This window comes from Enterobacter cloacae complex sp. P15RS (assembly GCF_014895905.1).
Classification (GTDB): Bacteria; Pseudomonadota; Gammaproteobacteria; order Enterobacterales; family Enterobacteriaceae; genus Enterobacter; species Enterobacter quasihormaechei.
Genome location: NZ_JADBQL010000003.1, coordinates 114,879 through 138,567 on the forward strand (window position 1 = coordinate 114,879; position 23,689 = coordinate 138,567).

23 protein-coding genes are annotated in these 23,689 nt (G+C 58.6%); 12 read left to right on the top strand and 11 right to left on the bottom strand.

The window, feature by feature from the left end:
* Positions 1-8: 8 nt before the first annotated feature.
* Together IM267_RS01925 and arsC are read left to right on the top strand one after the other, a co-directional pair.
* Positions 9-1,298, top strand: coding sequence for an arsenic transporter (locus IM267_RS01925; RefSeq protein ID WP_193032583.1), 1,290 nt, complete (start codon positions 9-11; stop codon positions 1,296-1,298).
* 12 nt (positions 1,299-1,310) lie between these two features.
* Positions 1,311-1,742, top strand: coding sequence for a glutaredoxin-dependent arsenate reductase (arsC, locus tag IM267_RS01930; RefSeq protein WP_193032584.1), 432 nt, complete (start codon positions 1,311-1,313; stop codon positions 1,740-1,742).
* A 19-nt stretch (positions 1,743-1,761) separates the two neighbouring features.
* Here the strand turns inward: arsC and IM267_RS01935 are convergent, their stop codons facing one another.
* The gene (locus IM267_RS01935; protein WP_112792538.1) at positions 1,762-2,319 is read right to left on the bottom strand and encodes a TetR/AcrR family transcriptional regulator; all 558 of its coding nucleotides are present in this window, start codon (positions 2,317-2,319) and stop codon (positions 1,762-1,764) included.
* A gap of 82 nt (positions 2,320-2,401) precedes the next feature.
* On the opposite strand from IM267_RS01935, the gene IM267_RS01940 reads away from it, so the two are divergent.
* Together IM267_RS01940 and IM267_RS01945 are read left to right on the top strand one after the other, a co-directional pair.
* Positions 2,402-3,616, top strand: coding sequence for an MFS transporter (locus tag IM267_RS01940; protein ID WP_063866215.1), 1,215 nt, complete (start codon positions 2,402-2,404; stop codon positions 3,614-3,616).
* On the top strand, positions 3,606-4,418 hold the full coding sequence (locus IM267_RS01945; RefSeq protein WP_112792539.1) for a Cof-type HAD-IIB family hydrolase: 813 nt from the start codon (positions 3,606-3,608) through the stop codon (positions 4,416-4,418). The genes IM267_RS01940 and IM267_RS01945 overlap by 11 nt, the downstream gene beginning before the upstream one ends.
* A gap of 120 nt (positions 4,419-4,538) precedes the next feature.
* On the opposite strand, the gene IM267_RS01950 is transcribed toward IM267_RS01945, so the two are convergent.
* A complete protein-coding gene (locus tag IM267_RS01950) occupies positions 4,539-5,771 on the bottom strand; it encodes an MFS transporter (protein WP_107535004.1) in 1,233 nt (410 codons plus the stop codon).
* A gap of 167 nt (positions 5,772-5,938) precedes the next feature.
* Here IM267_RS01950 and IM267_RS01955 point away from each other — a divergent pair, with 167 nt between their 5' ends.
* The 3 genes from IM267_RS01955 to deoR all read left to right on the top strand — a co-directional run bounded on the left by IM267_RS01955 (position 5,939) and on the right by deoR (position 8,109).
* A complete protein-coding gene (locus tag IM267_RS01955; protein ID WP_193032585.1) occupies positions 5,939-6,667 on the top strand; it encodes a phosphatase PAP2 family protein in 729 nt (242 codons plus the stop codon).
* Between the two features lie 7 nt (positions 6,668-6,674).
* Positions 6,675-7,283 carry an undecaprenyl-diphosphate phosphatase gene (gene ybjG, locus IM267_RS01960; RefSeq protein WP_193032586.1) on the top strand — a complete coding sequence of 203 codons (609 nt, stop codon included), beginning with the start codon at positions 6,675-6,677 and terminating at the stop codon, positions 7,281-7,283.
* Between the two features lie 67 nt (positions 7,284-7,350).
* On the top strand, positions 7,351-8,109 hold the full coding sequence (deoR, locus tag IM267_RS01965; protein WP_063449246.1) for a DNA-binding transcriptional repressor DeoR: 759 nt from the start codon (positions 7,351-7,353) through the stop codon (positions 8,107-8,109).
* Positions 8,110-8,195: 86 nt separating this feature from the next.
* On the opposite strand, the gene dacC is transcribed toward deoR, so the two are convergent.
* Positions 8,196-9,401, bottom strand: a complete 1,206-nt coding sequence (gene dacC, locus IM267_RS01970; RefSeq protein ID WP_063866509.1) for a serine-type D-Ala-D-Ala carboxypeptidase — start codon at positions 9,399-9,401, stop codon at positions 8,196-8,198.
* A gap of 243 nt (positions 9,402-9,644) precedes the next feature.
* On the opposite strand from dacC, the gene IM267_RS01975 reads away from it, so the two are divergent.
* Positions 9,645-10,271, top strand: a complete 627-nt coding sequence (locus tag IM267_RS01975; protein WP_063866209.1) for a glutathione S-transferase family protein — start codon at positions 9,645-9,647, stop codon at positions 10,269-10,271.
* Here the strand turns inward: IM267_RS01975 and IM267_RS01980 are convergent, their stop codons facing one another.
* Positions 10,272-11,390, bottom strand: a complete 1,119-nt coding sequence (locus IM267_RS01980; protein ID WP_193032587.1) for a PQQ-dependent sugar dehydrogenase — start codon at positions 11,388-11,390, stop codon at positions 10,272-10,274. It abuts the gene before it with no gap.
* A 107-nt stretch (positions 11,391-11,497) separates the two neighbouring features.
* Positions 11,498-11,881 (bottom strand): biofilm formation regulator BssR, encoded by a 384-nt coding sequence (gene bssR, locus IM267_RS01985; protein ID WP_063866207.1) that lies wholly within the window; start codon positions 11,879-11,881, stop codon positions 11,498-11,500.
* 217 nt (positions 11,882-12,098) lie between these two features.
* On the opposite strand from bssR, the gene rimO reads away from it, so the two are divergent.
* On the top strand, positions 12,099-13,424 hold the full coding sequence (gene rimO / locus IM267_RS01990) for a 30S ribosomal protein S12 methylthiotransferase RimO (protein WP_193032588.1): 1,326 nt from the start codon (positions 12,099-12,101) through the stop codon (positions 13,422-13,424).
* Positions 13,425-13,487: 63 nt separating this feature from the next.
* On the opposite strand, the gene gsiD is transcribed toward rimO, so the two are convergent.
* From gsiD to iaaA, 5 genes are read right to left on the bottom strand one after another with little or no spacing between them, the layout of a single operon-like run.
* Positions 13,488-14,399: a glutathione ABC transporter permease GsiD gene (gsiD, locus tag IM267_RS01995; RefSeq protein WP_193032589.1), complete on the bottom strand. Its 912-nt coding sequence runs from the start codon at positions 14,397-14,399 to the stop codon at positions 13,488-13,490.
* A gap of 1 nt (position 14,400) precedes the next feature.
* Entirely contained in the window at positions 14,401-15,321 is a 921-nt protein-coding gene (gsiC, locus tag IM267_RS02000) for a glutathione ABC transporter permease GsiC (RefSeq protein WP_063449252.1), read from the bottom strand.
* 5 nt (positions 15,322-15,326) lie between these two features.
* Complete coding sequence (gene gsiB, locus IM267_RS02005; protein WP_112792545.1) at positions 15,327-16,865, bottom strand: glutathione ABC transporter substrate-binding protein GsiB; 1,539 nt, start codon at positions 16,863-16,865, stop codon at positions 15,327-15,329.
* Between the two features lie 23 nt (positions 16,866-16,888).
* Positions 16,889-18,760: a glutathione ABC transporter ATP-binding protein GsiA gene (gsiA, locus tag IM267_RS02010; RefSeq protein ID WP_193032590.1), complete on the bottom strand. Its 1,872-nt coding sequence runs from the start codon at positions 18,758-18,760 to the stop codon at positions 16,889-16,891.
* 11 nt (positions 18,761-18,771) lie between these two features.
* Positions 18,772-19,710, bottom strand: a complete 939-nt coding sequence (gene iaaA, locus IM267_RS02015; RefSeq protein WP_102750320.1) for a beta-aspartyl-peptidase — start codon at positions 19,708-19,710, stop codon at positions 18,772-18,774.
* A 189-nt stretch (positions 19,711-19,899) separates the two neighbouring features.
* Here iaaA and moeA point away from each other — a divergent pair, with 189 nt between their 5' ends.
* Both moeA and moeB read left to right on the top strand, forming a co-directional pair.
* The gene (gene moeA, locus IM267_RS02020) at positions 19,900-21,132 is read left to right on the top strand and encodes a molybdopterin molybdotransferase MoeA (protein WP_193032591.1); all 1,233 of its coding nucleotides are present in this window, start codon (positions 19,900-19,902) and stop codon (positions 21,130-21,132) included.
* A 1-nt stretch (position 21,133) separates the two neighbouring features.
* On the top strand, positions 21,134-21,886 hold the full coding sequence (moeB, locus tag IM267_RS02025) for a molybdopterin-synthase adenylyltransferase MoeB (RefSeq protein ID WP_193032592.1): 753 nt from the start codon (positions 21,134-21,136) through the stop codon (positions 21,884-21,886).
* 113 nt (positions 21,887-21,999) lie between these two features.
* Here moeB and fsa read toward each other — a convergent pair whose 3' ends face one another.
* On the bottom strand, positions 22,000-22,662 hold the full coding sequence (gene fsa, locus IM267_RS02030) for a fructose-6-phosphate aldolase (RefSeq protein WP_193032593.1): 663 nt from the start codon (positions 22,660-22,662) through the stop codon (positions 22,000-22,002).
* A gap of 127 nt (positions 22,663-22,789) precedes the next feature.
* Here fsa and IM267_RS02035 point away from each other — a divergent pair, with 127 nt between their 5' ends.
* A complete protein-coding gene (locus IM267_RS02035) occupies positions 22,790-23,689 on the top strand; it encodes a glycyl-radical enzyme activating protein (protein WP_193032594.1) in 900 nt (299 codons plus the stop codon).

The window sequence follows — 23,689 nt, forward strand, 5'->3', positions numbered from 1 at the left end:
AGTAAACAATGTTTCTGGCAGGAGCGATTTTTTTATTCACGCTGGTGCTGGTCATCTGGCAACCCAGAGGGCTCAGCATTGGCTGGAGCGCGACCATTGGCGCCGCGCTGGCGCTGGCGAGCGGCGTTATTCATATTAACGATATTCCGGTGGTCTGGAATATCGTCTGGAACGCCACGGCCACGTTTATCGCGGTGATCGTTATCAGCCTGCTGCTGGATGAGTCCGGTTTTTTCGAGTGGGCGGCGCTGCACGTTGCCCGCTGGGGAAACGGTCGGGGGCGGTTGCTGTTTACCTGGATCGTGCTGCTGGGTGCGGCCGTTGCGGCGCTGTTCGCCAATGACGGTGCGGCGCTAATCCTGACGCCTATCGTTATCGCCATGCTGCTGGCACTCGGGTTTAGTCAACAAGCCACGCTGGCGTTTGTGATGGCGGCAGGCTTTATCGCCGATACCGCCAGCCTGCCGCTGATTGTCTCCAACCTGGTCAACATTGTGTCGGCAGACTTCTTCTCGCTGGGGTTCAGCGAATACGCCTCGGTGATGATCCCGGTTGATATCGCCGCGATTGCCGCAACGCTCATCGTGCTGCACCTGTTCTTTCGCAGGGAAATTCCTCCGACGTACGATCTGGCGAAACTCCGGGAGCCGGCACGGGCCATAAACGATCTGCCAACCTTCAGGACGGGCTGGATCGTGCTGCTGCTACTTCTCGTCGGATTCTTTGTGCTTGAGCCTCTCGACATCCCTGTCAGCGCCATCGCGAGCGTGGGCGCGCTGATTTTGTTTGCCGTCGCAAAACGCGGGCACGCTATCAATACCGGAAAAGTGCTTCGCGGCGCACCGTGGCAGATCGTTATCTTCTCGCTGGGGATGTATCTGGTGGTGTATGGCCTGCGCAACGCCGGGCTGACGGAGCATCTCTCAGACGTTCTGGATCGCTTAGCCGGTTATGGACTCTGGGCCACCACGCTGGGCACCGGATTCATCACCGCCTTCCTGTCATCCATAATGAACAATATGCCAACGGTACTGATTGGTGCGCTCTCAATTGATGGCAGTTCGGCAACAGGTTTGATTAAAGAGGCGATGATTTACGCGAACGTGATTGGTTGCGATCTGGGGCCGAAAATCACCCCTATCGGTAGCCTGGCCACCCTGCTCTGGCTCCATGTACTGGCGCAGAAAAACATGATCGTTTCCTGGAGCTACTATTTCCGGACGGGCTTGATAATGACGCTGCCGGTCCTGTTTGTAACGCTTGCCGCGCTGGCGTTACGTCTCTCCGTTACACTGTAGTGAGTACCTGATATGAGCAACATTACCATTTACCACAACCCCGCCTGCGGCACGTCGCGCAATACGCTGGAGATGATCCGCAACAGCGGCACCGAACCCGAGATTATTTTGTATCTGGAGACGCCGCCGTCTCGCGACGAACTGGTGAAGCTGCTGGCTGAGATGGGCATTTCACCCCGCGATCTGCTGCGAAAAAACGTGGAGCCTTACGAAAACCTTGGCCTGGCGGAAGACAGGTTTAGCGACAGCCAGCTCGTTGACTACATGCTGCACTATCCGATTCTGATCAATCGCCCGATTGTCGTTACTCCGCTGGGGACGAGGCTGTGTCGCCCGTCGGAGCGCGTACTGGATATTCTGCCCTACGCACAAAAAGGGGCGTTCACCAAAGAGGATGGCGAAGCGGTTGTAGACGCTTCCGGCAAAAAAATTCAGGGACGGTAACGTCGCGGTTGCCCTGCGGTTAATCGCAGGGCACCTGCTCCCGCGCGATGCGTCCCACCATCGTCCGAATCTCCTCCCGGGTTAGCGGCGCGCGGTCGGTCACGAAGTGCAGCGTCATCCCTTCGATAAACGCATCCAGCGCGCGGGCGGTCGCCGGATCGAACCACTGTTCAAGCGTGGTCTGGCTCATCTTCATCCAGTCCTGCATGACCGTTTTCAGCGCGGCGCTGCGGTGCATAAAGGCGTACAGCTGATACATCAGCGCCATATTGTGTGGCGTGGTCACGGCTGAGCTGTGGATCAGCGTGGTAATGGCCTCGCATGCCCTCTCCCGCCCGGTAACGCCCGCGAAGAAATCCCGGTACTGCCTGGACATCTGCTGCGTAAACCACGTGAATGCCTCTTCCAGCAGCGACTCCATCCCGTCGAAATAGTAGGTCATCGACCCCAGCGGTACGCCTGCGCAGGTGGCAATCTTGCGGTGCGTGACGGCATGAATACCGTGCTCTGCAATAGTGTCCAGCGTCGCCTGAAGTATCTTCTCCCGACGGTTAGGGTCGTTCGGTGGTCTGCTCATAAATTCCTCATCCGGTTTGTGTACAAATGTACACAAAGTTGCTAGTGTTGTCGCTATTGTTGTTCTTCTGGTGCTGATCCCAATGACGTTATCTTCTCCCCGCAAAGCCCTGCATCTGCGCATGTGGGCGCTGTTTATGTTCTTCTTCATACCCGGGCTGCTGATGGCTTCCTGGGCGACGCGCACCCCGGCCATCCGCGATACGCTATCCGTCTCGACGGCAGAGATGGGGATTGTGCTGTTTGGCCTGTCGATTGGCTCGATGAGCGGCATCCTGTGCTCGGCCTGGCTGGTGAAGCGCTTTGGCACCCGTACGGTGATCCGCACGACCATGTGCTTCGCCGTGGTCGGAATGGTCGCGCTGAGCGTGGCGCTGTGGTTTGCCTCGCCCCTGATGTTCGCCCTCGGGCTGATGGTGTTCGGCGGGAGCTTTGGTGCGGCAGAAGTCGCCATTAACGTTGAAGGCGCCGCCGTCGAGAAGGAGATGAACAAAACGGTGCTGCCGATGATGCATGGCTTTTACAGCCTCGGCACGCTGGCGGGCGCGGGCGTGGGGATGGCGCTGACGGCGCTGGGCATTGCGGCTAACGTGCATATTTTGCTGGCGGCGCTGGTCTGCATTATCCCTATCCTCACCGGCATCAGGGCTATTCCCGCCGGTACGGGACAAAACGCCTCGGATGAACAGAAGTCTGCGGCAAAAGGGTTGCCCTTCTACCGTGACTTCCAGCTGATGCTGATTGGCGTGGTCGTGCTGGCGATGGCGTTTGCAGAAGGTTCCGCCAACGACTGGCTGCCGCTGCTGATGGTGGACGGACACGGCTTTAGCCCCACCTCCGGCTCGCTGATCTACGCCGGGTTTACGCTCGGCATGACCGTCGGGCGCTTCACCGGCGGCTGGTTTATCGACCGCTACAGCCGCGTGGCGGTGGTGCGTGCCAGCGCTCTGCTGGGCGGGCTGGGCATCGCGATGATCATCTTTGTGGATGTTGACTGGATTGCTGGCGTGTCGGTGATCCTGTGGGGACTTGGCGCCTCCCTTGGCTTCCCGCTGACCATTTCTGCTGCCAGCGATACCGGCCCGGATGCGCCGACGCGCGTGAGCGTGGTGGCAACCACCGGCTACCTCGCCTTCCTGGTGGGGCCGCCGCTGCTTGGGTTCCTCGGTGAGCACTACGGATTACGCAGCGCGATGCTGGTGGTATTAGGGTTAGTTATTATTGCCGCACTGGTGGCGCGTGCGGTGGCAAAACCGGAAGCAGAAACAACGTCAATGGAGAAGGGATATGAGCGTTAAACTGATTGCAGTCGACATGGATGGCTCCTTCCTGAGCGATGCGAAAACCTATAATCGTGCGCGTTTTCTGGCGCAGTACGCGCGCATGAAAGAGCAAGGCATCCGTTTTGTGGTTGCCAGCGGAAACCAGTACTACCAGCTGATCTCGTTTTTCCCGGAGATCGCCCATGAAATCGCGTTCGTGGCCGAAAACGGCGGCTGGGTGGTGGATGCCGGCGAAGACGTGTTCAACGGCGAACTGTCGAAAGCGCACTTCCTGACCGTCGCCACCCTGCTGAATGAGGTACCCGGCATTGAAATTATCGCCTGCGGTAAAAACAGCGCCTACACGCTGCAAACCTATGACGACCTCTTCAAAGCGGTCGCCGCAAAGTACTATCACCGTCTTGAAAGCGTCAGCAGCTTTGACCATCTCAACGATATTTTCTTCAAGTTCGGGCTTAACGTTTCCGACGAAGAGATCCCGCGTATTCAGGCGCTGCTGCACGAAAAGCTCGGCGACATCATGGTGCCGGTGACCACCGGACACGGCAGTATCGACCTGATCATCCCCGGCGTGCATAAAGCTAACGGCCTGCGGATCCTTCAGGCGCGCTGGGGCATTGAAGACAGCGAAGTGGTGGCCTTTGGCGACAGCGGTAACGACGTGGAGATGTTGCGCCAGGCAGGGTATGGCTTCGCGATGGCGAATGCCAAACCGCACATTAAGGCGGTGGCCCGCTATGAAGCGCCGAACAATAATGACGAAGGCGTACTGGACGTGATTGATAAGGTGCTGGATGGGAAGGCGCCGTTTAATTGATTCCTTGCGCTCCACAGGGAGAGGGAGAACACCCAGCCCGTAGGCCCGGTAAGCGCAGCGCCACCGGGCAAAATTTACTGCGGCCTGATGCCCTCCCCCCGCAGAGAGAGGGAATAAGGATTACGGTTGCAGTGCGCTTCCGACGCGTTTGTCCTTCAGGAACACCACCATCAGCCCTACCCACAGCACGCCGTTGGCAAGGTTAAACAGGCTGAAGAGCCCGTTGCCGCCAAACGCGTAAGCATGCTTGCTCACCTCAATACCGACGGTAAAAATCAGCATTTGCAGCATCCCCATCGCGGCGGATACCGTGCCTTTACTCATTTCGCTGGCAAACAGCGTGAGGCGCACCAGACCGGCATTCGCCACGCCAATACCAAACGCGTAAACGCTCAGCCCCGCGGTCATCCACAGGTACGCATGCGACGAGGCAACGGTCGCTACCGCCGCAACGATCAGCCCTGCCGCAATCGGCCAGCCGCCCATAATTATCAGTGAACGCACGGTACGGCGCGCCGTCAGACGCGCCAGCACCAGGTTTCCGATAATCAGCGCGCCAAAAATCGGCACCTGTAACAGGCCATACTCATAGCTGCTAAGCTGCTCGCCGCTGATGATAATGACCGGCGACTGGGCGATCCACGCCAGCAGCGGCAGGCTGACAAACCCCGTCGCCAGCGCGCCTGCGACAAAACGACCGTTTTTCAGCACCGCGTTATAATCACGGCCCAGCTCTTTAAGCGAGAGCTTTTCTCCCAGACGCGTCGCGGTCTCCGGCATCGCGCGGTGCAGGCCAAAGAAAGAGATAGCCGCAAGCAGGGCAAAGAGGACGAACATCCCTTCCCACGGCGCAACGTGCACCCATGCGGCCCCCACCAGCGGCCCCAGCAGCGGTGCAATCAGCGCCACGTTCGCCATCAGCGCGGTGATTTTGATACACACCGCCTCCTCAAACGACTCCTGAATGGCGGCATAGCCCACGGCGCCGATAAAGCACAGGCTCACGCCCTGAAGGAAGCGCAGCAGCGTAAACTGCTCAATGTTCTGCGCCAGCAGCGTGGCGAGACAGGTGACGATAAACCACACCACGCCCGTCAGCATCACCGGACGGCGGCCAATACGATCCGACAGCGGCCCTAACAGCCACTGTAAAAACATGCCGCCCGCGAGATAGGCGGTCATGGATGTTGGCACCCACTCAATACCTGCGTTGTACTGCTCAACCACGGCCAGCATGCCCGGCTGGATCATATCGTTGCCGATGTAGGTAGAGAATTCGTAAAGCACCAGACACAGAGGAAAAAGTAACGCCTGACGGCCCAGACGATTACCGGAAGAAGAACGGTTTATCATGCAATCTCTTTAGTATGAAAAAATCGCGATGAGTGTAATGAATTGCCGCTGTCTGAGATAGCACAATAACGTGAGAAAACAGAAATAACGCACTTATCGTTGTTGTTTAAGGTTTCCTTAAGTTGCCCTCGTTAAGATAGCGCTATTTCACGTTATTGACCGAAATTATGACACACGCCGTCAGCCCTTCAGAATTATCTACCTTACCGATAAATAAGACAAAACGCCTTTACCGGTTGCCCGCCCGCTTTTATGGTTATCAACTTTTCGCGCTGATCGCCCTCGCGGTGCTTTTTACCTGGCTTTCTCGCGATGAATCGCTCGACCGATGGCTAACCGGCTTCTGGTATGACGCCGCGACGCACCATTTTCCGCTACAGCAAAATCCGCTGCTGGATCTGCTGAACCATCGCCTGGCGAAATATATGGCCATTGCCCTGGCCGTCATCGCGCTGGTTTATGGGGCTTACAGACGCAATGCCCGGCTGGTGACGGCCGCGCTTCTGATGGGTCTGGGCGCGCTCGTTGTAGGAGCCCTGAAAAGCATGAGCCACCACAGCTGTCCGTGGGATCTGGTGGAATACGGCGGCAAAGCCGTCTCGTATCCCCTGTTCAGCGCGATTCCGGCAGACAGCGGACCGGGACGCTGCTTTCCCGGCGGCCACGCCTCGAGCGGGTTTATGGTCATGGGGCTGTTTTTTGCCTTCTGGCGTGAACGTCCGCGCCTGGCCTGGATCTTTGTCGCGTTGGGGGCCGCTCTGGGGCTGCTGATGGGCTTCGGGCAGGTCATGCGCGGCGCGCATTTTTTCTCTCACAACCTGTGGGCCGGGTGGTGGGTCTGGTTTTCCCAGGTGCTGGTTTACGGGCTGGTTTCTACCTGGTTTGCTAAAGAGTAACGATACGATGCTAGAGAATCTGAACTACGGACTGTTTTACCTGCTCAACGCCACGCCAGCGTCGCCGGAATGGATGATTGATCTCGCCACCTTCATTGCTAAGGATTTGATCAGCATCGTGCCGGCGCTGGCCGCGATCCTCTGGCTATGGGGCCCGCGCAAACAGGTCACCGCCCAGCGCCACCTGGTGATTAAAATGGCGATGGCCATCGGCGTCAGCGTGCTGGCAAGCTATGTGCTGGGGCTTGCCTTCCCGCACGATCGGCCGTTTGTCGAGCACGTCGGCTATAACTTCCTGCACCACGCGCCGGATGACTCGTTCCCGAGCGATCACGGCACGGTGATCTTCACCTTCGCGCTGGCCTTCCTGTTCTGGCATCGCATGTGGTCCGGCGTGGTGCTGATGGGGGTCGCCGTCGCCGTCGCCTGGTCCCGCGTCTATCTGGGCGTGCACTGGCCGCTGGACATGGTAGGCGGTTTCCTGGTGGGGCTGATGGGCTGCGTCAGCGCAGCCATTATGTGGAGCCTCTTTGGGCCGGCCCTTTACCGGGGATTATCGCAGGCCTATCGCGTTCTGTTTGCCCTCCCGATCCGCAAAGGATGGATACGTGACTAACCCCGGTCCGTCAGGTTACACTTGAGCCCCCGCCCTGCGGGGGCTCACTTTTTTAGCCCGAGGATCTATGGAAACACGTCGCGATGACCGCATTGCTCAGCTGCTTCAGGCGCTGAAGCGCAGCGACAAGCTGCATCTCAAGGAAGCCGCTACCCTGCTTGGCGTGTCTGAAATGACCATTCGTCGCGATCTGAACAGCGACAGCGCCCCCGTTGTGCTGCTTGGCGGGTACATTGTCCTGGAGCCGCGCAGCGCCAGCCATTACCTGTTAAGCGATCAAAAAACGCGTCTGGTGGAAGAGAAGCGCAAAGCCGCGCGGCTCGCCGCCTCGCTGGTGCAGCCGCATCAAACGCTGTTTTTTGACTGTGGTACGACAACGCCGTGGATCATCGAGGCCATCGACAGCAGCGTTCCTTTTACCGCCGTCTGTTATTCCCTGAATACCTTTCTGGCCTTGCAGGAAAAACCGGCGTGCCGGGTGATTTTGTGTGGCGGTGAGTTTCATGCCAGCAATGCCATCTTTAAGCCGCTGAATATTCAGGACACGCTGAGCAATGTATGCCCCGACATCGCCTTCTATTCTGCGGCGGGCGTGAACGTGCAGCAGGGCGCAACCTGCTTTAATCTTGAAGAGTTGCCGGTGAAACACTGGGCGCTCAACGCCGCGCAGCAGCATGTGCTGGTGGTTGATCACAGTAAGTTTGGCAAGGTCCGTCCGGCAAGGATGGGAGAACTGTCGCGCTTTGACGCCATCGTCAGCGATTGCCGCCCGGATGAAGAGCTGGTGTCGTATGCAAAGGCGCAGCAGGTGAAGTTGATGTATTGAAGTTGTGCCGGGTGGCGGCTTCGCCTTACCCGGCCTACAACGGCTCGAACGTAGGCCGGGTAAGCGCAGCGCCACCCGGCAAAAACTTAGCTAAACCAGCTGCCAAACCAGCCGTGGAATTTCATCAGCACAAAGTCCCACATCCGGCTAAAGAAGCCGCCCTCTTCTACCGCTTCCATTACCACCAGCGGACGCTGCTCAATGGATTTACCGTTAAGCTGGAAATCAATCGTCCCGACCACCTGGCCTTTTTTCAGCGGCGCGGTGAGCTGTGGCTCGGTCAGGGTATAGCTGGCTTTCAGGTTTTTCAGCTGACCGCGTGGAATGGTCACGGAACCGGCTTCACCCGCGCCCAGGTTCACTTCACTTTTATCCCCGAACCAGACGCGCTGGCTCACGAAGGTGGCATCCGGCTTAATCGGCGTGACGGTTTCAAAGAAGCGGAAACCCCAGGTCAGCAGTTTTTCTGATTCGTTAAACCGAATGCGGTCGGTTTTCGTCCCCAGCACCACCGAGATCAGGCGCATGTCGCCCTGGGTTGCGGAAGCCACCAGGTTATAGCCCGCGCCTGCGGTTGTCCCGGTTTTCATGCCGTCCACGTTAACGTTGCTGCTCCACAGCAGACGGTTACGGTTAGGCTGGCGGATATTGTTGAAGGTAAACTCTTTCTCTTTATGGATGGCGTACTCATCCGGCACGTCGTGGATCAGCGCTTTGCCCAGCAGCGCCATATCACGCGCGGTGCTGAACTGACCCGGCGCATCCAGGCCGTGAACGGTTTTGAAGGTAGTGTTGGTCAGGCCCAGCTTTTGCGCGTAGCCATTCATCAAACCAATGAAAGAGTCCTGACTGCCCGCCACGTAATCGGCCAGCGCGATGCAGGCGTCATTTCCTGACTGAATGATTATCCCTTTATTCAGATCGGAAACGGAAACCTGATCGCCAGGCTTCAGGAACATAACGGACGAGCCGCGCAGCGCCGGGTTACCGGTCGCCCAGGCATCTTTCCCGACGGTGACCATGTCGTCCAGCTTGATTTTGCCCGCTTTAATCGCCTGACCTACCACATAGCTGGTCATAATTTTCGTCAGGCTCGCCGGGTCAAGTTTTTCATCGGCGTTACCTTCCGCCAGCACTTTCCCGCTGGCGTAATCCATCAGGATCCAGGCGCGCGCATCGACAGGCGGCGCTTCGGGCGCCGTCTGTTCCGCCGCGTGGAGCGTTGGGGCAAAAAGGAAAAGCAGCGCCGAGCCTGCCGCCAGGCTGCGCAGAGAGGAAGTTTTTTGCGTCATAAATGCCACCCGAGTGTCCATTCTAAAAATCACGTCACAATCACCGTGTCGCAAGAAGCGATGAGTAATAGCGCACTACAGCGTTCAAAGAAACCTGTTCCAGGTAAAGTTTTTAAAGTTTATGCAATAACATTCAGATACGCTTTGATTGCGGCGATTTTTTTAGCATCTGTTGCGTAATTGTTAGGTTTATCTCACCATGGCGAAAAGCTGACTCGGATTCACATCTCATCGGGAGTAAATATGATTACGCTGTGGGGCAGGAACAATTCGACCAACGTGAAAAAAGTGCTGTGGACGCTGGAAGAGCTGGATTTACCGTTTAAGCAGGTGATGGCGGGCCTGGAGTTTGGCGTGAATAAAGACGCGGACTACCTGGCGATGAACCCAAACGGGCTGGTGCCGCTGCTGCGCGATGATGAGACAGACGCCACGCTGTGGGAGTCCAACACCATCGTGCGTTACCTCGCCGCGCAGTACGGCCAGGGTCGGCTGTGGGTAGAAAATCCGGCCCAGCGCGCGCAGGGCGAAAAATGGATGGACTGGGCAAACCAGACGCTTTCCCCAACGCACCGCGTGATCCTGATGGGGCTTATCCGCACGCCGGAAGCCGATCGTGATTATCCCGCCATTCATGCCGCCCAGGACGCCTGCGAATCGCTGTTTGCCATGATGGACGACGAGCTGGCGAAGCAGACCTGGTTCTCCGGCGACGCGTTTGGCGTGGGCGATATCGCCGTCGCCCCCTTCGTCTGGAACCTGACCAATATGGGGCTTAGCTGGACCCCGCGCCCGCACCTTGAGCGCTGGATCCAGCAGCTGAGCGAGCGCCCGGCATATCGCAACGTGGTGATGATCCCAGTGACCTGATTACGTACCGGACGGGCTGACCTTCAACAGCTGCCCGTCCGACTCGTCGGTCAGCACATACAGATAGCCATCCGGCCCGACGCGCACGTCGCGGATACGCTGATTTTTATCGCCAAGAATGCGCCCGTCCTCCGTCACGGTGTTGCCCTCCACGTTCAGGACGATGACGTCTTTCTCCTTCAGCGCACCAATAAACAGCTTGTTTTTCCACTGCGGGAAGACGTCGCTATTGTAGAACGCCATGCCGCTGACGGCGGGCGACACTTTCCAGACAAACAGCGGCTTTTCGGTGCCTTCAACATGCTCGCCTTTCGCTTCCGGGATTTTCAGGCCGCTATAGTTGATCCCGTGCGTCGCCAAAGGCCAGCCGTAGTTTTTGCCTTTCTCAGGGATGTTGATTTCATCCCCGCCGCGAGGACCGTGTTCGTTAAGCCACAGCGCGTCGCTCCACGGGTTCATCGCCATCCCCTGCGGGTTACGAATGCCATAGGACCAGATTTCAGGGCGCGCACCGGCGGTATTAACAAACGGATTATCCGACGGCACTTTCCCGTCTTCGGTCAGGCGCACCACCTTGCCCTGAAGCTTATCCAGATCCTGCGCCGTCGGGCGCTGGTTGTTTTCACCCAGACCAATAAACAGATGGCCTTTGCCGTCAAACACCAGCCGTCCACCAAAGTGGTTGCCGGTAGAGAGCTTCGGCATCTGGCGGAACACCACCTGGAAGCCTTCGATGCGCGACAGGTCATCGCTCAGCCGCCCGTAACCCACCGCGGTGCCCGCTTTTCCATCATTACCTGCCTCGGCGAAGCTTAGCCAGATCCGCCGTGACTGTTCAAAATCCGGGGCCAGCACCACGTCCAGCAATCCGCCCTGTCCGCTCGCCCAGACCTTCGGCACGCCAACAATCGGATCGGAGAGCCCTTTCCCTGCCTGCCAGTGCTTAAGCTGCCCGTCTTTTAGCGTGACCAGCAGCCCCTTATTATCGGGCAGAAACGCCAGCGACCAGGGGTGATCCAGTTTTGTCTGTAAAACTTCCACGTTTACCGGCTCGGTGGCGGCAAGCAGCGAAACGGGAAAAAACAATGCAGGCAGGAAAATCAGCGAAGATCGAGGCATAACACGCTCCTTTGTCGGCTTATGGCTTAAAGATTAGCCACTTCGTCCGGGCGCGTTAGCACTTTTACAAAAGCTTAATCAAAAAGGGGGAGTTGCCTCCCCCGGGTTCAGTGGCGGGCAAGCGTTTCAGGCTTGTTCAGACACATGATGCAAAGAGAGAGCGTGGTCAGGCAGTTTTCAAGCTTTTCCGCGTTAACGGCAATAAAATTCGGGCAGTCGTGACGTCCGTTCATCAAACAGACCCCGGCGATGGAGAGCACCTCGGCGGCGCGGCGCAGTGCCGCCAGCTCGCTTTCAACGTAATGCGCTTTCAGGACGGGTGCTTTTTCACGCATGAAATTGCAAAGTTCAAAGACGTTATCACGCAGATTTTCGCTTTCGCTGACTGACATATACCCTTTCGCCTTGCGGAGTTGCAGGTAGGCGGCCAGGTCGATTCGGGCGTTGATCAGCTTGTTAAGCAGATCGCGTTTCAGTCTGTCAACGGACATGCTATTTCCTCCTCTGTCAGCCTTGTTACCCTGTTAAGAATAAGGTTATTTTTTGTACAGTGTAATGCCTGAGATCAATAAACGATAACTAGTTAACATTCTTTACAATGTTACAACGATTGCCCGACGCAACTGCGCCATCAAGAGTGTATAAATCCCCCGCGATACGCTGTAAAATCCCGCCCTGATAACTCCATAATTGATGAATTTTTAACCTATGAGCAATGTTACGCACCCGCCGAAAATCGGCTTTGTCTCCCTGGGCTGCCCGAAGAACCTGGTGGATTCCGAACGCATCCTGACTGAACTGCGCACCGAAGGCTATGACGTGGTGCCAAGCTACGACAACGCCGACATGGTGATCGTGAACACCTGCGGGTTTATCGACAGCGCGGTCCAGGAGTCACTGGAAGCCATTGGTGAAGCCCTGACGGAAAACGGCAAAGTCATCGTGACCGGCTGCCTGGGCGCGAAAGTGGATCAGATCCGCGAAGTGCACCCGAAAGTGCTGGAGATCACCGGCCCGCACAGCTACGAGCAGGTGCTGGAACATGTTCATCACTACGTACCAAAGCCAAAGCACAACCCGTTCCTGAGTCTGGTGCCGGAACAGGGCGTGAAGCTGACACCGCGCCACTACGCCTACCTGAAAATTTCCGAAGGCTGCAACCACCGCTGCACCTTCTGCATTATCCCGTCGATGCGTGGCGATCTGGTGAGCCGTCCGATTGGCGAGGTGCTGGCCGAAGCCAAACGCCTGGCCGACGCGGGCGTGAAGGAGCTGCTGGTCATCTCCCAGGATACCTCTGCCTACGGCGTGGACGTCAAACACCGCTCCGGTTTCCACAACGGCGAGCCGGTGAAAACCAGCATGGTCGGCCTGTGCGAGCAGCTGGCTAAGCTCGGCATCTGGACGCGTCTGCACTACGTCTACCCTTACCCACACGTTGACGACGTGATCCCGCTGATGGCGGAAGGCAAAATCCTGCCGTATCTGGATATCCCGCTACAGCACGCCAGCCCGCGCATTCTGAAGCTGATGAAGCGTCCTGGCTCCGTTGACCGCCAGCTGGCGCGCATCAAGCAGTGGCGTGAGATCTGCCCGGATCTGACCCTGCGTTCTACCTTTATTGTCGGCTTCCCGGGTGAAACCGAAGACGATTTCCAGATGCTGCTCGACTTCCTGAAAGAAGCGCGTCTGGACCGCGTGGGCTGCTTCAAGTACAGCCCGGTTGAAGGCGCAACGGCCAACGAGCTGGCGGACCAGGTACCGGAAGAGGTCAAAGAGGAGCGCTGGAACCGCTTTATGCAGCTGCAACAGCAGATCTCTGCTGAACGCTTGCAGGAGAAAGTGGGCCGCGAAATTCTGGTCATTATCGACGAAGTGGACGCAGAAGGCGCGATTGGCCGCAGTATGGCGGATGCGCCTGAAATCGACGGCGCGGTGTATCTGAACGGTGAAACCAACGTCAAGCCGGGCGATATTATTCGCGTGAAGGTTGAGAACGCAGACGAGTATGATTTGTGGGGTAGCCGGGTTTAATTTCCCCACACCTCTTTTGCAGGCCGGGTAAGGCGTAGCCGCCACCCGGCACATTCCACAGCACTACCCCTTAATCCTCGGATCCAGCGCGTCGCGCAACCCATCGCCCAGCAGGTTAAACGCCAGCACGGTCAGGAAAATGGCCAGGCTCGGGAAGATCGCCACGTGCGGCGCAATCACCATATCAGCCCGCGCCTCGTTCAGCATCGCGCCCCACTCCGGCGTCGGCGGCTGCGCGCCTAACCCCAGAAACGACAGGCTGGCCGCCGAGATAATCGACACGCCGATGCGCATGGTGAAATAGACCACGATGGACGATACCGTGCCCGGCAGTATATGGCTGAAGAGGATGGTAGCATCGCTGGCCCCCATGCTGCGCGCCGACTCGATAAAAGTCTGCTGCTTAAGCACCAGCGTATTGCCACGCACCAGGCGAGCGAAAGCGGGAATCGAGAATACCGCTACGGCAATGATAACGTTCGCCATGCCGCTGCCCATGACCGCCACCACGGCAATCGCCAGCAAAATACCGGGAAAGGCAAACAGCACGTCGCAGATGCGCATGATGATGCGGTCCCACCAGCCTTCGTAGTACCCGGCCACCAGCCCCAGCACGGTGCCAATCGCGGCGCCTATCAGCACCGCGAAGACCCCGGCCGCCAGAGAGATCTGCGCCCCGACCAGCACGCGGCTGAAAATATCGCGCCCGAGCGAGTCCACGCCAAACCAGTGCATCATCGACGGACCATCGTTCAGACGGTCGTAGTCGAAGTAGTTTTCTGCATCAAACGGGGCTATCCAGGGGGCGACGATCGCCACCAGGATCAGCAATAACACAAACAACCCGGCAACCATCGCAACGGGCTGACGACGGAATCGCCGCCAGAACTCCCCCCACGGCGTACGAATATGATCCGGTCTGACCCCCGGCATAGCGTTAAAAATGGCCTGGCGACGCCAGTTCAGTAATCGCATCTTACTTATACCTGATGGCCGGGTTAATGGCGGCGTAGAGCACATCCACCACTAAGTTGATAAGAATAAACTCCAGCGAGAAAAGCAGGACTTCAGCCTGAATCACCGGATAGTCGCGCATATCGACCGAGTCGACCAGCAGGCGCCCCAGCCCCGGCCAGTTGAAGACCTTCTCAACCACGATAGAGCCGCCCAGCAGAAAGCCGAACTGTAGCCCCATCATCGTCACCACCGGGATCATCGCGTTACGAAAACCGTGCTTCAGAATGACCCATTTCTCGCTGACCCCTTTTGCCCGCGCGGTGCGAATGTAATCTTCGCTCAGCACGTCCACAAACGAGGCGCGGGTAAACCGGGCCATGACCGCCGCAACGGCTGCGCCAAGCGTCATGGAGGGTAAAATGTAGTGCTTCCAGGTGTCGGCCCCAACGGTCGGCAGCCAGCCCAGCTCAACGGAGAAAATCTGCATCAGCAGCATGCCCAACGCAAATGCCGGGAAAGAGATGCCGGTGACCGCCAGCGCCATACCGAGCTTATCCGGCCAGCGGTTGCGCCAGACGGCGGCGATAATCCCGGCGCCCAGGCCAAATATTACCGCCCACCCCATGCTGGCGAGGGTGAGCCAGAACGTCGGCATAAAGCGGCTGGCTATCTCTTCCGACACCGGACGACGCGACACCATTGAGATGCCAAAGTCGCCTTGCAGGACATTGCCCATGTAGCGCAGAAATTGCCTGTACAGCGGCTGGTCAAGACCGAGCTGTTTACGCACCAGTTCGATAACCGTGGCATCCGCTTCCGGTCCGGCAATCAAGCGCGCCGGATCGCCGGGCAGCATGTGGACAAACAAAAACACCAGCACGGCCACGATCAGCAGCGTCGGGATAAGCCCCAGCAGGCGTTTACAAACATAATTCAGCATGAGTTTTATTTTAGATCCGCGTCGTCAAAGCTAAAGCCCGTATCCGGCATGATGTAAAAACCGGTCAGCGCTTTATTGTGGGCTGAGACCAGTTTTTCCACCACCAGCGGCACCCACGGCGACTCTTTCCAGATAATGTCCTGCGCCTCTTTGTACAGGCGCGCTTTCTCTTCCGGTTTGGTGGTTTTCAGGGCATCGGCCAGATCCTTATCCACCTGCGGATTACTGTAGAACGCGGTGTTGAACAGCGTTGGCGGCCAGTTCTGGGAAGCGAACAGCGGCGACAGGGACCAGTCCGCTTCGCCGGTTGAAGCCGTCCAGCCGGTGTAGAACATCCGCACGCCGCTCTCTTTCTGCCCTTTGCCTTCTACTTCCGCCGCTCGCTGTCCGGCATCCATCGCCGTGACCCTGGCTTTAATGCCCACCTGCGCCAGCTGCTGCTGGGTAAATTGCAGCACCTTCTGCGCGGTGCTGTGGTTATGCGACGACCACAGCGTGGTGCTAAAGCCGTTCGGATAGCCCGCCTCTTTCAGCAGCTCCCGCGCTTTCGCCGGATCGTACGGCCACGGCTGGTAGCTCTGCGCATACTCGATGGCTGGCGGCATCACGCCCGTCGCGGGAGTGGCGTAACCGGCAAAGGCCACCTTCACCAGCGCCTGACGGTTAATGGCGTAGTTGATGGCTTCGCGCACCTTCGGGTTATCGAACGGTTTCTGCGTGACGTTCATGCTGATGTAGCGCTGCATAATCGACGGGCTGGCCACCAGCTCCAGCTTGCTGTTTTTCGCCAGCAGCGCCGCCTGTTCGTAAGGGATCGGGAAGGCAAACTGCGCTTCGCCGGTTTGCAGCATCGCGGCACGGGTATTGTTGTCCACGACCGGACGCCAGGTGATGGTATCCAGCTTCGGCAGCCCCTGCTGCCAGTATCCGGCGAATTTTTTCACCTTCACAAAATCGGTCTGGTTCCAGGTGAGCAGTTCGTACGGCCCGGTTCCCACCGGGTGGAAGCCAATCTCTTTGCCGTATTTTTTCAGGGCGGCGGGCGAAATCATCGCCGTCGCGGGATGCGCCAGAATATTGATAAACGCCGAGAACGGCTCTTTCAGGGTGATCTTCACCGTCGCCGGGTCAACCGCCTCGGTGCTGGCGATATTTTTATACAGGTTGTAGCGCTTAAGACCGTTCTCCGGATTGCTGGCACGGTCCAGGTTGATCTTAACCGCCTCGGCGTTGAAGTCGGTGCCGTCCTGGAACTTCACGCCGGTACGGAGCTTAACGGTATAGACCAGCCCATCGTCCGACACGGTATACCCTTCCGCCAGCACGTTTTTCAGCTTCATCTCCCGGTCCAGGCCGAACAGCCCCTGGTAGAAGGATTTTGCCACCGCCTGGGAAAGGGTGTCGTTAGCGTCATACGGATCCAGCGTCGTGAAGTTAGACCCCACCGCCACCACCACGTCTTTCGCCGCGAACGCGGGAGCGGCGGCCAGCGCAGCCGTCACGCTCGCGGCCAGCAGCCATTTACGAGCAACAAAAGGAACCATTGTGTTCTCCTGCCTGTTGTAAGTTATAACCGCGAGAATGCATTGCCCTGACGCGGTGGTGCGACAAAATGACCGGGACCCACCTCACGCAGCGCCACGCGCTCCAGGGTTTCGCCCCGTTTACGAATATTGCTCGGCATGTCGTCCTGCAACAGCACGCGCTGGGCGTGACGATGCTCAGGATCGGCAACCGGTACGGCGGCCATCAGCTTGCGGGTGTACGGATGCTGCGGGTTTTCAAACACCGCCCGACGGGGGCCGATTTCAACAATTTGTCCCATGTACATCACCGCCACGCGATGGCTGATCCGCTCAACCACCGCCATATCGTGGGAGATAAACAGAAACGCAATGCCTAAATCCCGCTGTAAATCGAGCAGGAGATTGATGATTTGCGCGCGAATAGAGACATCCAGCGCCGAAACGGACTCATCCGCAATCACCACTTTTGGATTCAGCGCCAGCGCCCGCGCGATGCAGATACGCTGTCGCTGACCGCCGGAAAATTCATGGGGATAACGCCAGGCATGCTCCGGCTTCAGGCCCACGCGCTCCAGCAGCCACGCGACGCGGCGCTGCGCGGCTTCACCGTCGAGCAGGTTGTGCACCCGCAGCGGCTCCATAATCGAGTACCCCACCGTATGCCGCGGATCGAGCGACGCATAAGGGTCCTGGAAAATAAACTGAATATCCCGCCGCACCGCCTGCAATTTACCGTTGGGGAGGGTGTCGATGCGCTCACCGTTGAAGGTGATGCTCCCCTCCTGCGACTCAACCAGCCTGAGCAGCGCCCGCCCGGTAGTGGATTTACCGCAGCCGGACTCCCCCACCAGCGCCAGCGTTTCGCCTGGCCAGAGGTCAAAACTGACGTTTTCAACCGCATGCACTTCGCGCTTCACGCGATTAAGGATGCCGCTGCGCAGCGGGAAACGGGTCACCAGGTCACGCACTTCAAGTATCGGCCTGCCGGGAACCACCGTATTCTGCTCGGTTTCGTCTTCCTGATGGCCCGGTTCGGTCTGGGACATCAGCGGAAAACGGCGCGGATAATCACTGCCATTCATGGCGCCCAGACGCGGGACCGCCGCCAGCAGCGCGTTGGTATAGGGATGCACCGGCGCATGAAAGACCTGCTCCACCGTGCCGGTTTCCACGGCATTGCCCTGATGCATCACCAGCACCCGATCGGCAATATCCGCCACCACCCCCATATCGTGGGTGATAAATATCACCCCCATCTCCATCTCCTGCTGCAACACCTTGATCAGTTGCAGGATCTGGGCCTGAATGGTGACATCCAGCGCCGTGGTCGGTTCGTCCGCAATAAGCACCGCCGGACGACACGACAGCGCCATCGCAATCATTACCCGCTGGCGCATGCCGCCCGAGAGCTGATGCGGATAGCGGGACAACATGGTGTGCGCCTCGGGGATCCGTACCCGCTCCAGCATCCGTTTTGCTTCGCTGAGCGCCTCATCGCCGCTCAGCCCCTGATGCAGGCGAATCGACTCGGCAATCTGTTCGCCCACCGGGAAGACCGGGTTCAGCGAGGTCATCGGCTCCTGGAAGATCATCGCGATATCCGCCCCGCGCACGCCCTGCACCTGGGATGCGCTCAGCTCGTTAAGATCGATAACCTGACGGTTACGGCGGCGCAACAGCATCTGCTTGCTGGTGATTTGCCCGCCCGTCTGCTCAAGCAGACGCATCAGCGCCAGTGCGGTGACGGATTTACCGGAACCGGACTCGCCGACAATCGCCAGCGTTTCGCCGCGATTGAGCGAAAACGATAAATTCTGGACTGCCGGGATAAACTGCCGCTCTTCCTGAAAGGCAATATTCAGCTGATGAACAGCCAACACTTCCCGGCTGTCCAGCTCTTCACTGTGCGGCACGCAATGCCCCCTTATTCACGATAGATGCCTGTGCTGGGCGCATCGCCGGCATATCCCCACGCACGGTACATCCCTTCACTGTTGAACGGCAGCGCCACGTTACCCTCCCGATCCACGGCAATTAAGCCACCTTCTCCGCCCAGCGCCGGCAGCTTTTCCATCACCACCCGCTCGCAGGCCTCGCTCAGGCTTAAACCGCCGTAATCCATCAGCGCGGTAATGTCGTAGGCCGCCAGCGCGCGGATAAACACTTCGCCGGTGCCGGTGCACGACACCGCCGCGGTAGCGTTATTGGCGTAGCACCCTGCCCCCGGCAGCGGGCTGTCGCCCACGCGTCCGGGAAGTTTGTTGGTCATGCCGCCCGTTGACGTCGCGGCAGCGAGGTTGCCGGCTTTATCCAGGGCCACTGCGCCAACCGTGCCCATCTTGCTGCGCTCATCGAGCGGCGCGGCATGGTCCAGCTGCGTCATCCCCGCAGTGCGGGCCTCCAGCAGCTGCCGGTAACGCTCCTCGGTGGAAAAAAGATCGGGCGAGACCGTGTCCATCCCGTGCTCAACGGCAAATTTCTCCGCTCCCGCGCCCGCCAGCAGCACATGCGGGCTGTGATCCATCACCAGACGCGCGGCCAGTACGGGATTGCGCAGGCGACTCACGCCCGCCACCGCCCCCGCTTTCAGGGTGACGCCGTCCATCACGCAGGCATCCAGCTCGTGCGTTTCATCACGCGTGAAGACCGCGCCAATGCCGGCATTAAACAGCGGACACTCCTCCAGCAGGCGCACCGCTTCGGTCACCACATCCAGCGCGCTGTCGCCCGCTTCCAGCATGCGCTGGCCTGTTTCCACGATGGCGTTCAGCGCATCAATGTAACGCTTCTCCTGCTCGGGACTGAGCTGTGCACGGGTGATTGCCCCGGCACCGCCATGAATTGCGATAACCGCTTTACTCATTTCGCATCACCCATCAGCCTGGCTGGCTGCTTTTTCTATAAATATCATTATCGTCGACGAATCTTCAGATGATTTTTGAATATAGAAAGACGCAACTGTGATGTAAAGCGTACACCCATCGGGTCATACAGTTAGCCGCACTTTTCTGCCATAATGAGCGCTTTCGTTGTTACTCCGCAGGAGCCCACCATGGATTTTATCGCCGGACTGATGCCGCTTGAGACGGCACTCTCGCAGATGCTTGACCGCATTACCCCACTGCACGACGTTGAGACGCTGCCGCTTGTGCGCTGTTTTGGCCGTATTGCCGCGCGCGATATCGTCTCGCCGATGAACGTGCCGGGGTTCGATAACGCGGCGATGGACGGCTATGCCGTACGTCTGGCGGATCTGCAAACGGGTCAGCCGCTGCCGGTGGCGGGTAAAGCGTTTGCCGGGCAGCCGTTCAACGGAGAATGGCCAGCGGGCACCTGCGTACGCATCATGACCGGCGCGCCGGTGCCAAAGGGCTGTGAAGCCGTGGTGATGCAGGAAGAGACCGAACAAACGGACGACGGCGTGCGTTTTACCGCCAGCGTCAAAGCCGGACAGCATATCCGCCGTACCGGGGAAGACATTACCCTCGGCGCGACGGTCTTTGCCGCCGGGCAAAAACTGACGGTCGCTGAGCTGCCGGTGCTGGCATCGCTTGGCATCGCGGAAATTGACGTTGTCCGCAAAGTGCGCGTGGCGGTGTTCTCTACGGGAGACGAGCTTCAGCTTCCGGGCCAGCCGCTGCACGAGGGGCAGATTTACGATACTAACCGTCTGGCGGTACACCTGATGCTGGAGCAGCTGGGCTGCGAGGTGATTAACCTCGGCATCATTCCAGACGACCCGGAAAAACTGCGCGCGGCGTTTATCGAGGCGGACAAATCCGCCGACGTGGTCATCAGCTCCGGCGGCGTATCGGTTGGCGAAGCGGATTACACCAAAACCCTTCTTGAAGAGCTGGGCGAAATCGCCTTCTGGAAGCTGGCGATTAAGCCGGGCAAACCGTTCGCGTTTGGCAAGCTTCCGCACAGCTGGTTCTGCGGCCTGCCGGGTAACCCGGTCTCCGCCGCGCTGACCTTCTACCAGCTGGTGATCCCTTTGCTGGCGAAGCTTTCGGGCAACAAGGCCAGCCCGCTGCCGGAACGTCTGCGCGTGCGGGCGGCAACGCGCCTGAAAAAATCACCGGGTCGTCTCGATTTCCAGCGCGGCATTCTGGCGCGCAGCGCCGACGGTGATCTGGAAGTGAGCACCACCGGGCATCAGGGTTCGCATATCTTTAGCTCCTTCAGCCAGGGCAACTGCTTTATCGTACTGGAGCGCGAGCGCGGCAACGTCGAGGCGGGCGAATGGGTTGAAGTGGAACGCTTTAACCACCTGTTCGGAGGCTGACATGACGGTGGAACTGAGCGACCCGGAGATGATGCGCTACAACCGCCAGATTGTGCTGCGCGGGTTTGATTTCGAGGGGCAGGAGGCGCTCAAGGCGGCCAGCGTGCTGGTTGTTGGCCTTGGGGGGCTTGGCTGCGCGGCGGCGCAATACCTGGCTGCGGCGGGTGTCGGCCGCATGACGCTGCTGGACTTCGATACCGTGTCGGTGTCCAACCTGCAACGCCAGACGCTGCACAGCGACGCGATGGTTGGTCAGCCAAAAGTGGAATCTGCACGCACGGCGCTGGCGCGCATCAATCCCAACGTTCAGTTCACCCTGATTGACGCCCTGCTGGATGAAGACGCGCTGTTTGCGCAGATTGCACAGCATGACCTGGTGCTGGACTGCACCGATAACGTCGCCATTCGCAACCAGCTCAATGCGGGCTGCTTTGCCCATAAAACGCCGCTGATTTCCGGCGCGGCCATCCGCATGGAGGGGCAGATTAGCGTTTTCACTTACGCTGAGGGAGCGCCCTGCTACCGCTGCCTGAGCCGTCTGTTTGGCGAGAATGCGCTGACCTGCGTCGAGGCGGGCGTGATGGCGCCGCTCGTCGGCGTGATTGGTTCGTTACAGGCGATGGAGGCGATTAAGGTGCTGACGCACTACGGCACCCCGGCAGCGGGTAAAATCGTGATGTACGACGCGATGACCTGCCAGTTCCGTGAGATGAAGCTGATGCGCAATCCGGGGTGTGAGGTGTGTAGTCAGTAAAAAGTCGGGTGGCGGCTTCGCCTTACCCGACCTACAACGGCTCGAACGGCGCCACCCGGCAACAACAATACGAACGTAGGCCGGGTAAGCGTCAGCGCCACCCGGCAACAGCATCAAACAGACGTCCGTCCAAACACCCCCTGCCAGTCCTGCTCAAACTTCACAACCGCCGCGTCCACCGCCGGAGAGGTAATAAACTGCTGCGCCACGTCCAGCGGCAGCGTGATGGACTCACACCCCGCCAGCAGGCAGTCCAGCGCCTGACGCGGCGTTTTGAAGCTCGCGGCGAGCACTTTTGACTGCGGCGCGTGCAGGGTCAGCAGCTGTTGCAGTTCGACCACCGTCTGGATCCCATCTCCGCCCTGCGCGTCCACGCGGTTCACGTAAGGAGCCACATACTCAGCACCCGCCAGCGCGGAGAACATCCCCTGCGCTGCGCCGTATACCGCGGTACCCAGCGTCGGGATCTCTTCTGCTTTCAGCATTTTGATTGCCGCCAGCCCTTCAGCGGTCACGGGCACTTTTACCACCAGGTCGTTAACGATCGCGCGCAGCTTACGTGCATCTTCCACCATCCCTTCGGCGGTCGTCGCCATTACCTGAGCGAACAGACGGCCCTTGCCGCCCAGCGCGTCGTGCAGCGCGGGCAGCAGCTCTTCCAGGGGCGTTTTCCCTGCCGCCACAATGCTTGGATTGGTGGTCACGCCTGCCAGCGGAAAGATGCGCGCCAGCTTTTTGACTGCCGCAACGTCAGATGTGTCGAGATAAAGTTCCATGATGTCACCCTCAAAATTAGCCTGCACTTACCCTATCACGAGAAAACCTGCTCATGAATTGACCCATATCAAGATAACTTTCATTCGAAAGTAATTTAATCTTCATATGTAATTAGAGGGCAAAAAAATGATCTTCAATGTACAGCGTTACTCCACCCACGACGGCCCCGGTATTCGAACCGTGGTATTCCTGAAAGGCTGCTCGCTGGGCTGTCGCTGGTGCCAGAACCCGGAAAGCCGCTCCCGCACGCGGGACATACTGTTTGATGCACGGCTGTGCCTGGACGGCTGTGACCTGTGTCAGCAGGCCGCGCCGGAGTGTATTGAACGTGCGCTGAACGGGCTGGTCATCCATCGTGAAAAATTAAGCGAAGAGACGCTCACTGCCCTCACCGACTGCTGTCCGACCCAGGCGCTCACCGTCTGCGGGGAAGATAAGCAGGTGGAAGAGATCATGACCACCGTGCTGCGTGACAAGCCCTTCTACGACCGCAGCGGCGGCGGGATCACCCTTTCCGGCGGCGAGCCGTTTATGAACCCTGACCTGGCGCACGCCCTGCTTAAGGCCAGCCATGAGCAGGGGATCCATACCGCCGTTGAAACCTGCCTTCACGTACCGTGGCATTACCTCGAACCGTCATTGCCCTTCATCGATCTTTTTCTCGCCGACCTCAAGCATGTTGATAGCGAGGTGTTTAAACAGTGGACCGACGGTTCGGCCAAACGGATCCTGGACAACCTGAAGCGCCTGGTCGCCGCCGGGAAAAACATCACCATTCGCGTGCCGCTGATCCAGGGCTTCAACGCCGATGAAGCGTCTGTTACCGCCATCACCAACTTCGCCGCCGACGAACTCGGCGTCGAGGATATTCATTTTCTGCCGTATCACACGCTGGGCATGAACAAATACACCCTGCTCGGCCAACCCTACTCTGCCCCTGACAAACCGCTGGATAACCCTGCGCTACTGGACTTCGCACAGCAGTATGCCTGCCAGAAAGGGTTAACCGCGACCTTACGAGGATAA

Coding starts and splice junctions, on each gene's coding strand:
- IM267_RS01925 (WP_193032583.1), top strand. CDS start 9: ATGTTTCTGGCAGGAGCGATTTTTTTATTCACGCTGGTGCTGGTCATC.
- arsC (WP_193032584.1), top strand. CDS start 1,311: ATGAGCAACATTACCATTTACCACAACCCCGCCTGCGGCACGTCGCGC.
- IM267_RS01935 (WP_112792538.1), bottom strand. CDS start 2,319: ATGAGCAGACCACCGAACGACCCTAACCGTCGGGAGAAGATACTTCAG.
- IM267_RS01940 (WP_063866215.1), top strand. CDS start 2,402: ATGACGTTATCTTCTCCCCGCAAAGCCCTGCATCTGCGCATGTGGGCG.
- IM267_RS01945 (WP_112792539.1), top strand. CDS start 3,606: ATGAGCGTTAAACTGATTGCAGTCGACATGGATGGCTCCTTCCTGAGC.
- IM267_RS01950 (WP_107535004.1), bottom strand. CDS start 5,771: ATGATAAACCGTTCTTCTTCCGGTAATCGTCTGGGCCGTCAGGCGTTA.
- IM267_RS01955 (WP_193032585.1), top strand. CDS start 5,939: ATGACACACGCCGTCAGCCCTTCAGAATTATCTACCTTACCGATAAAT.
- ybjG (WP_193032586.1), top strand. CDS start 6,675: ATGCTAGAGAATCTGAACTACGGACTGTTTTACCTGCTCAACGCCACG.
- deoR (WP_063449246.1), top strand. CDS start 7,351: ATGGAAACACGTCGCGATGACCGCATTGCTCAGCTGCTTCAGGCGCTG.
- dacC (WP_063866509.1), bottom strand. CDS start 9,401: ATGACGCAAAAAACTTCCTCTCTGCGCAGCCTGGCGGCAGGCTCGGCG.
- IM267_RS01975 (WP_063866209.1), top strand. CDS start 9,645: ATGATTACGCTGTGGGGCAGGAACAATTCGACCAACGTGAAAAAAGTG.
- IM267_RS01980 (WP_193032587.1), bottom strand. CDS start 11,390: ATGCCTCGATCTTCGCTGATTTTCCTGCCTGCATTGTTTTTTCCCGTT.
- bssR (WP_063866207.1), bottom strand. CDS start 11,881: ATGTCCGTTGACAGACTGAAACGCGATCTGCTTAACAAGCTGATCAAC.
- rimO (WP_193032588.1), top strand. CDS start 12,099: ATGAGCAATGTTACGCACCCGCCGAAAATCGGCTTTGTCTCCCTGGGC.
- gsiD (WP_193032589.1), bottom strand. CDS start 14,399: ATGCGATTACTGAACTGGCGTCGCCAGGCCATTTTTAACGCTATGCCG.
- gsiC (WP_063449252.1), bottom strand. CDS start 15,321: ATGCTGAATTATGTTTGTAAACGCCTGCTGGGGCTTATCCCGACGCTG.
- gsiB (WP_112792545.1), bottom strand. CDS start 16,865: ATGGTTCCTTTTGTTGCTCGTAAATGGCTGCTGGCCGCGAGCGTGACG.
- iaaA (WP_102750320.1), bottom strand. CDS start 19,710: ATGAGTAAAGCGGTTATCGCAATTCATGGCGGTGCCGGGGCAATCACC.
- moeA (WP_193032591.1), top strand. CDS start 19,900: ATGGATTTTATCGCCGGACTGATGCCGCTTGAGACGGCACTCTCGCAG.
- moeB (WP_193032592.1), top strand. CDS start 21,134: ATGACGGTGGAACTGAGCGACCCGGAGATGATGCGCTACAACCGCCAG.
- fsa (WP_193032593.1), bottom strand. CDS start 22,662: ATGGAACTTTATCTCGACACATCTGACGTTGCGGCAGTCAAAAAGCTG.
- IM267_RS02035 (WP_193032594.1), top strand. CDS start 22,790: ATGATCTTCAATGTACAGCGTTACTCCACCCACGACGGCCCCGGTATT.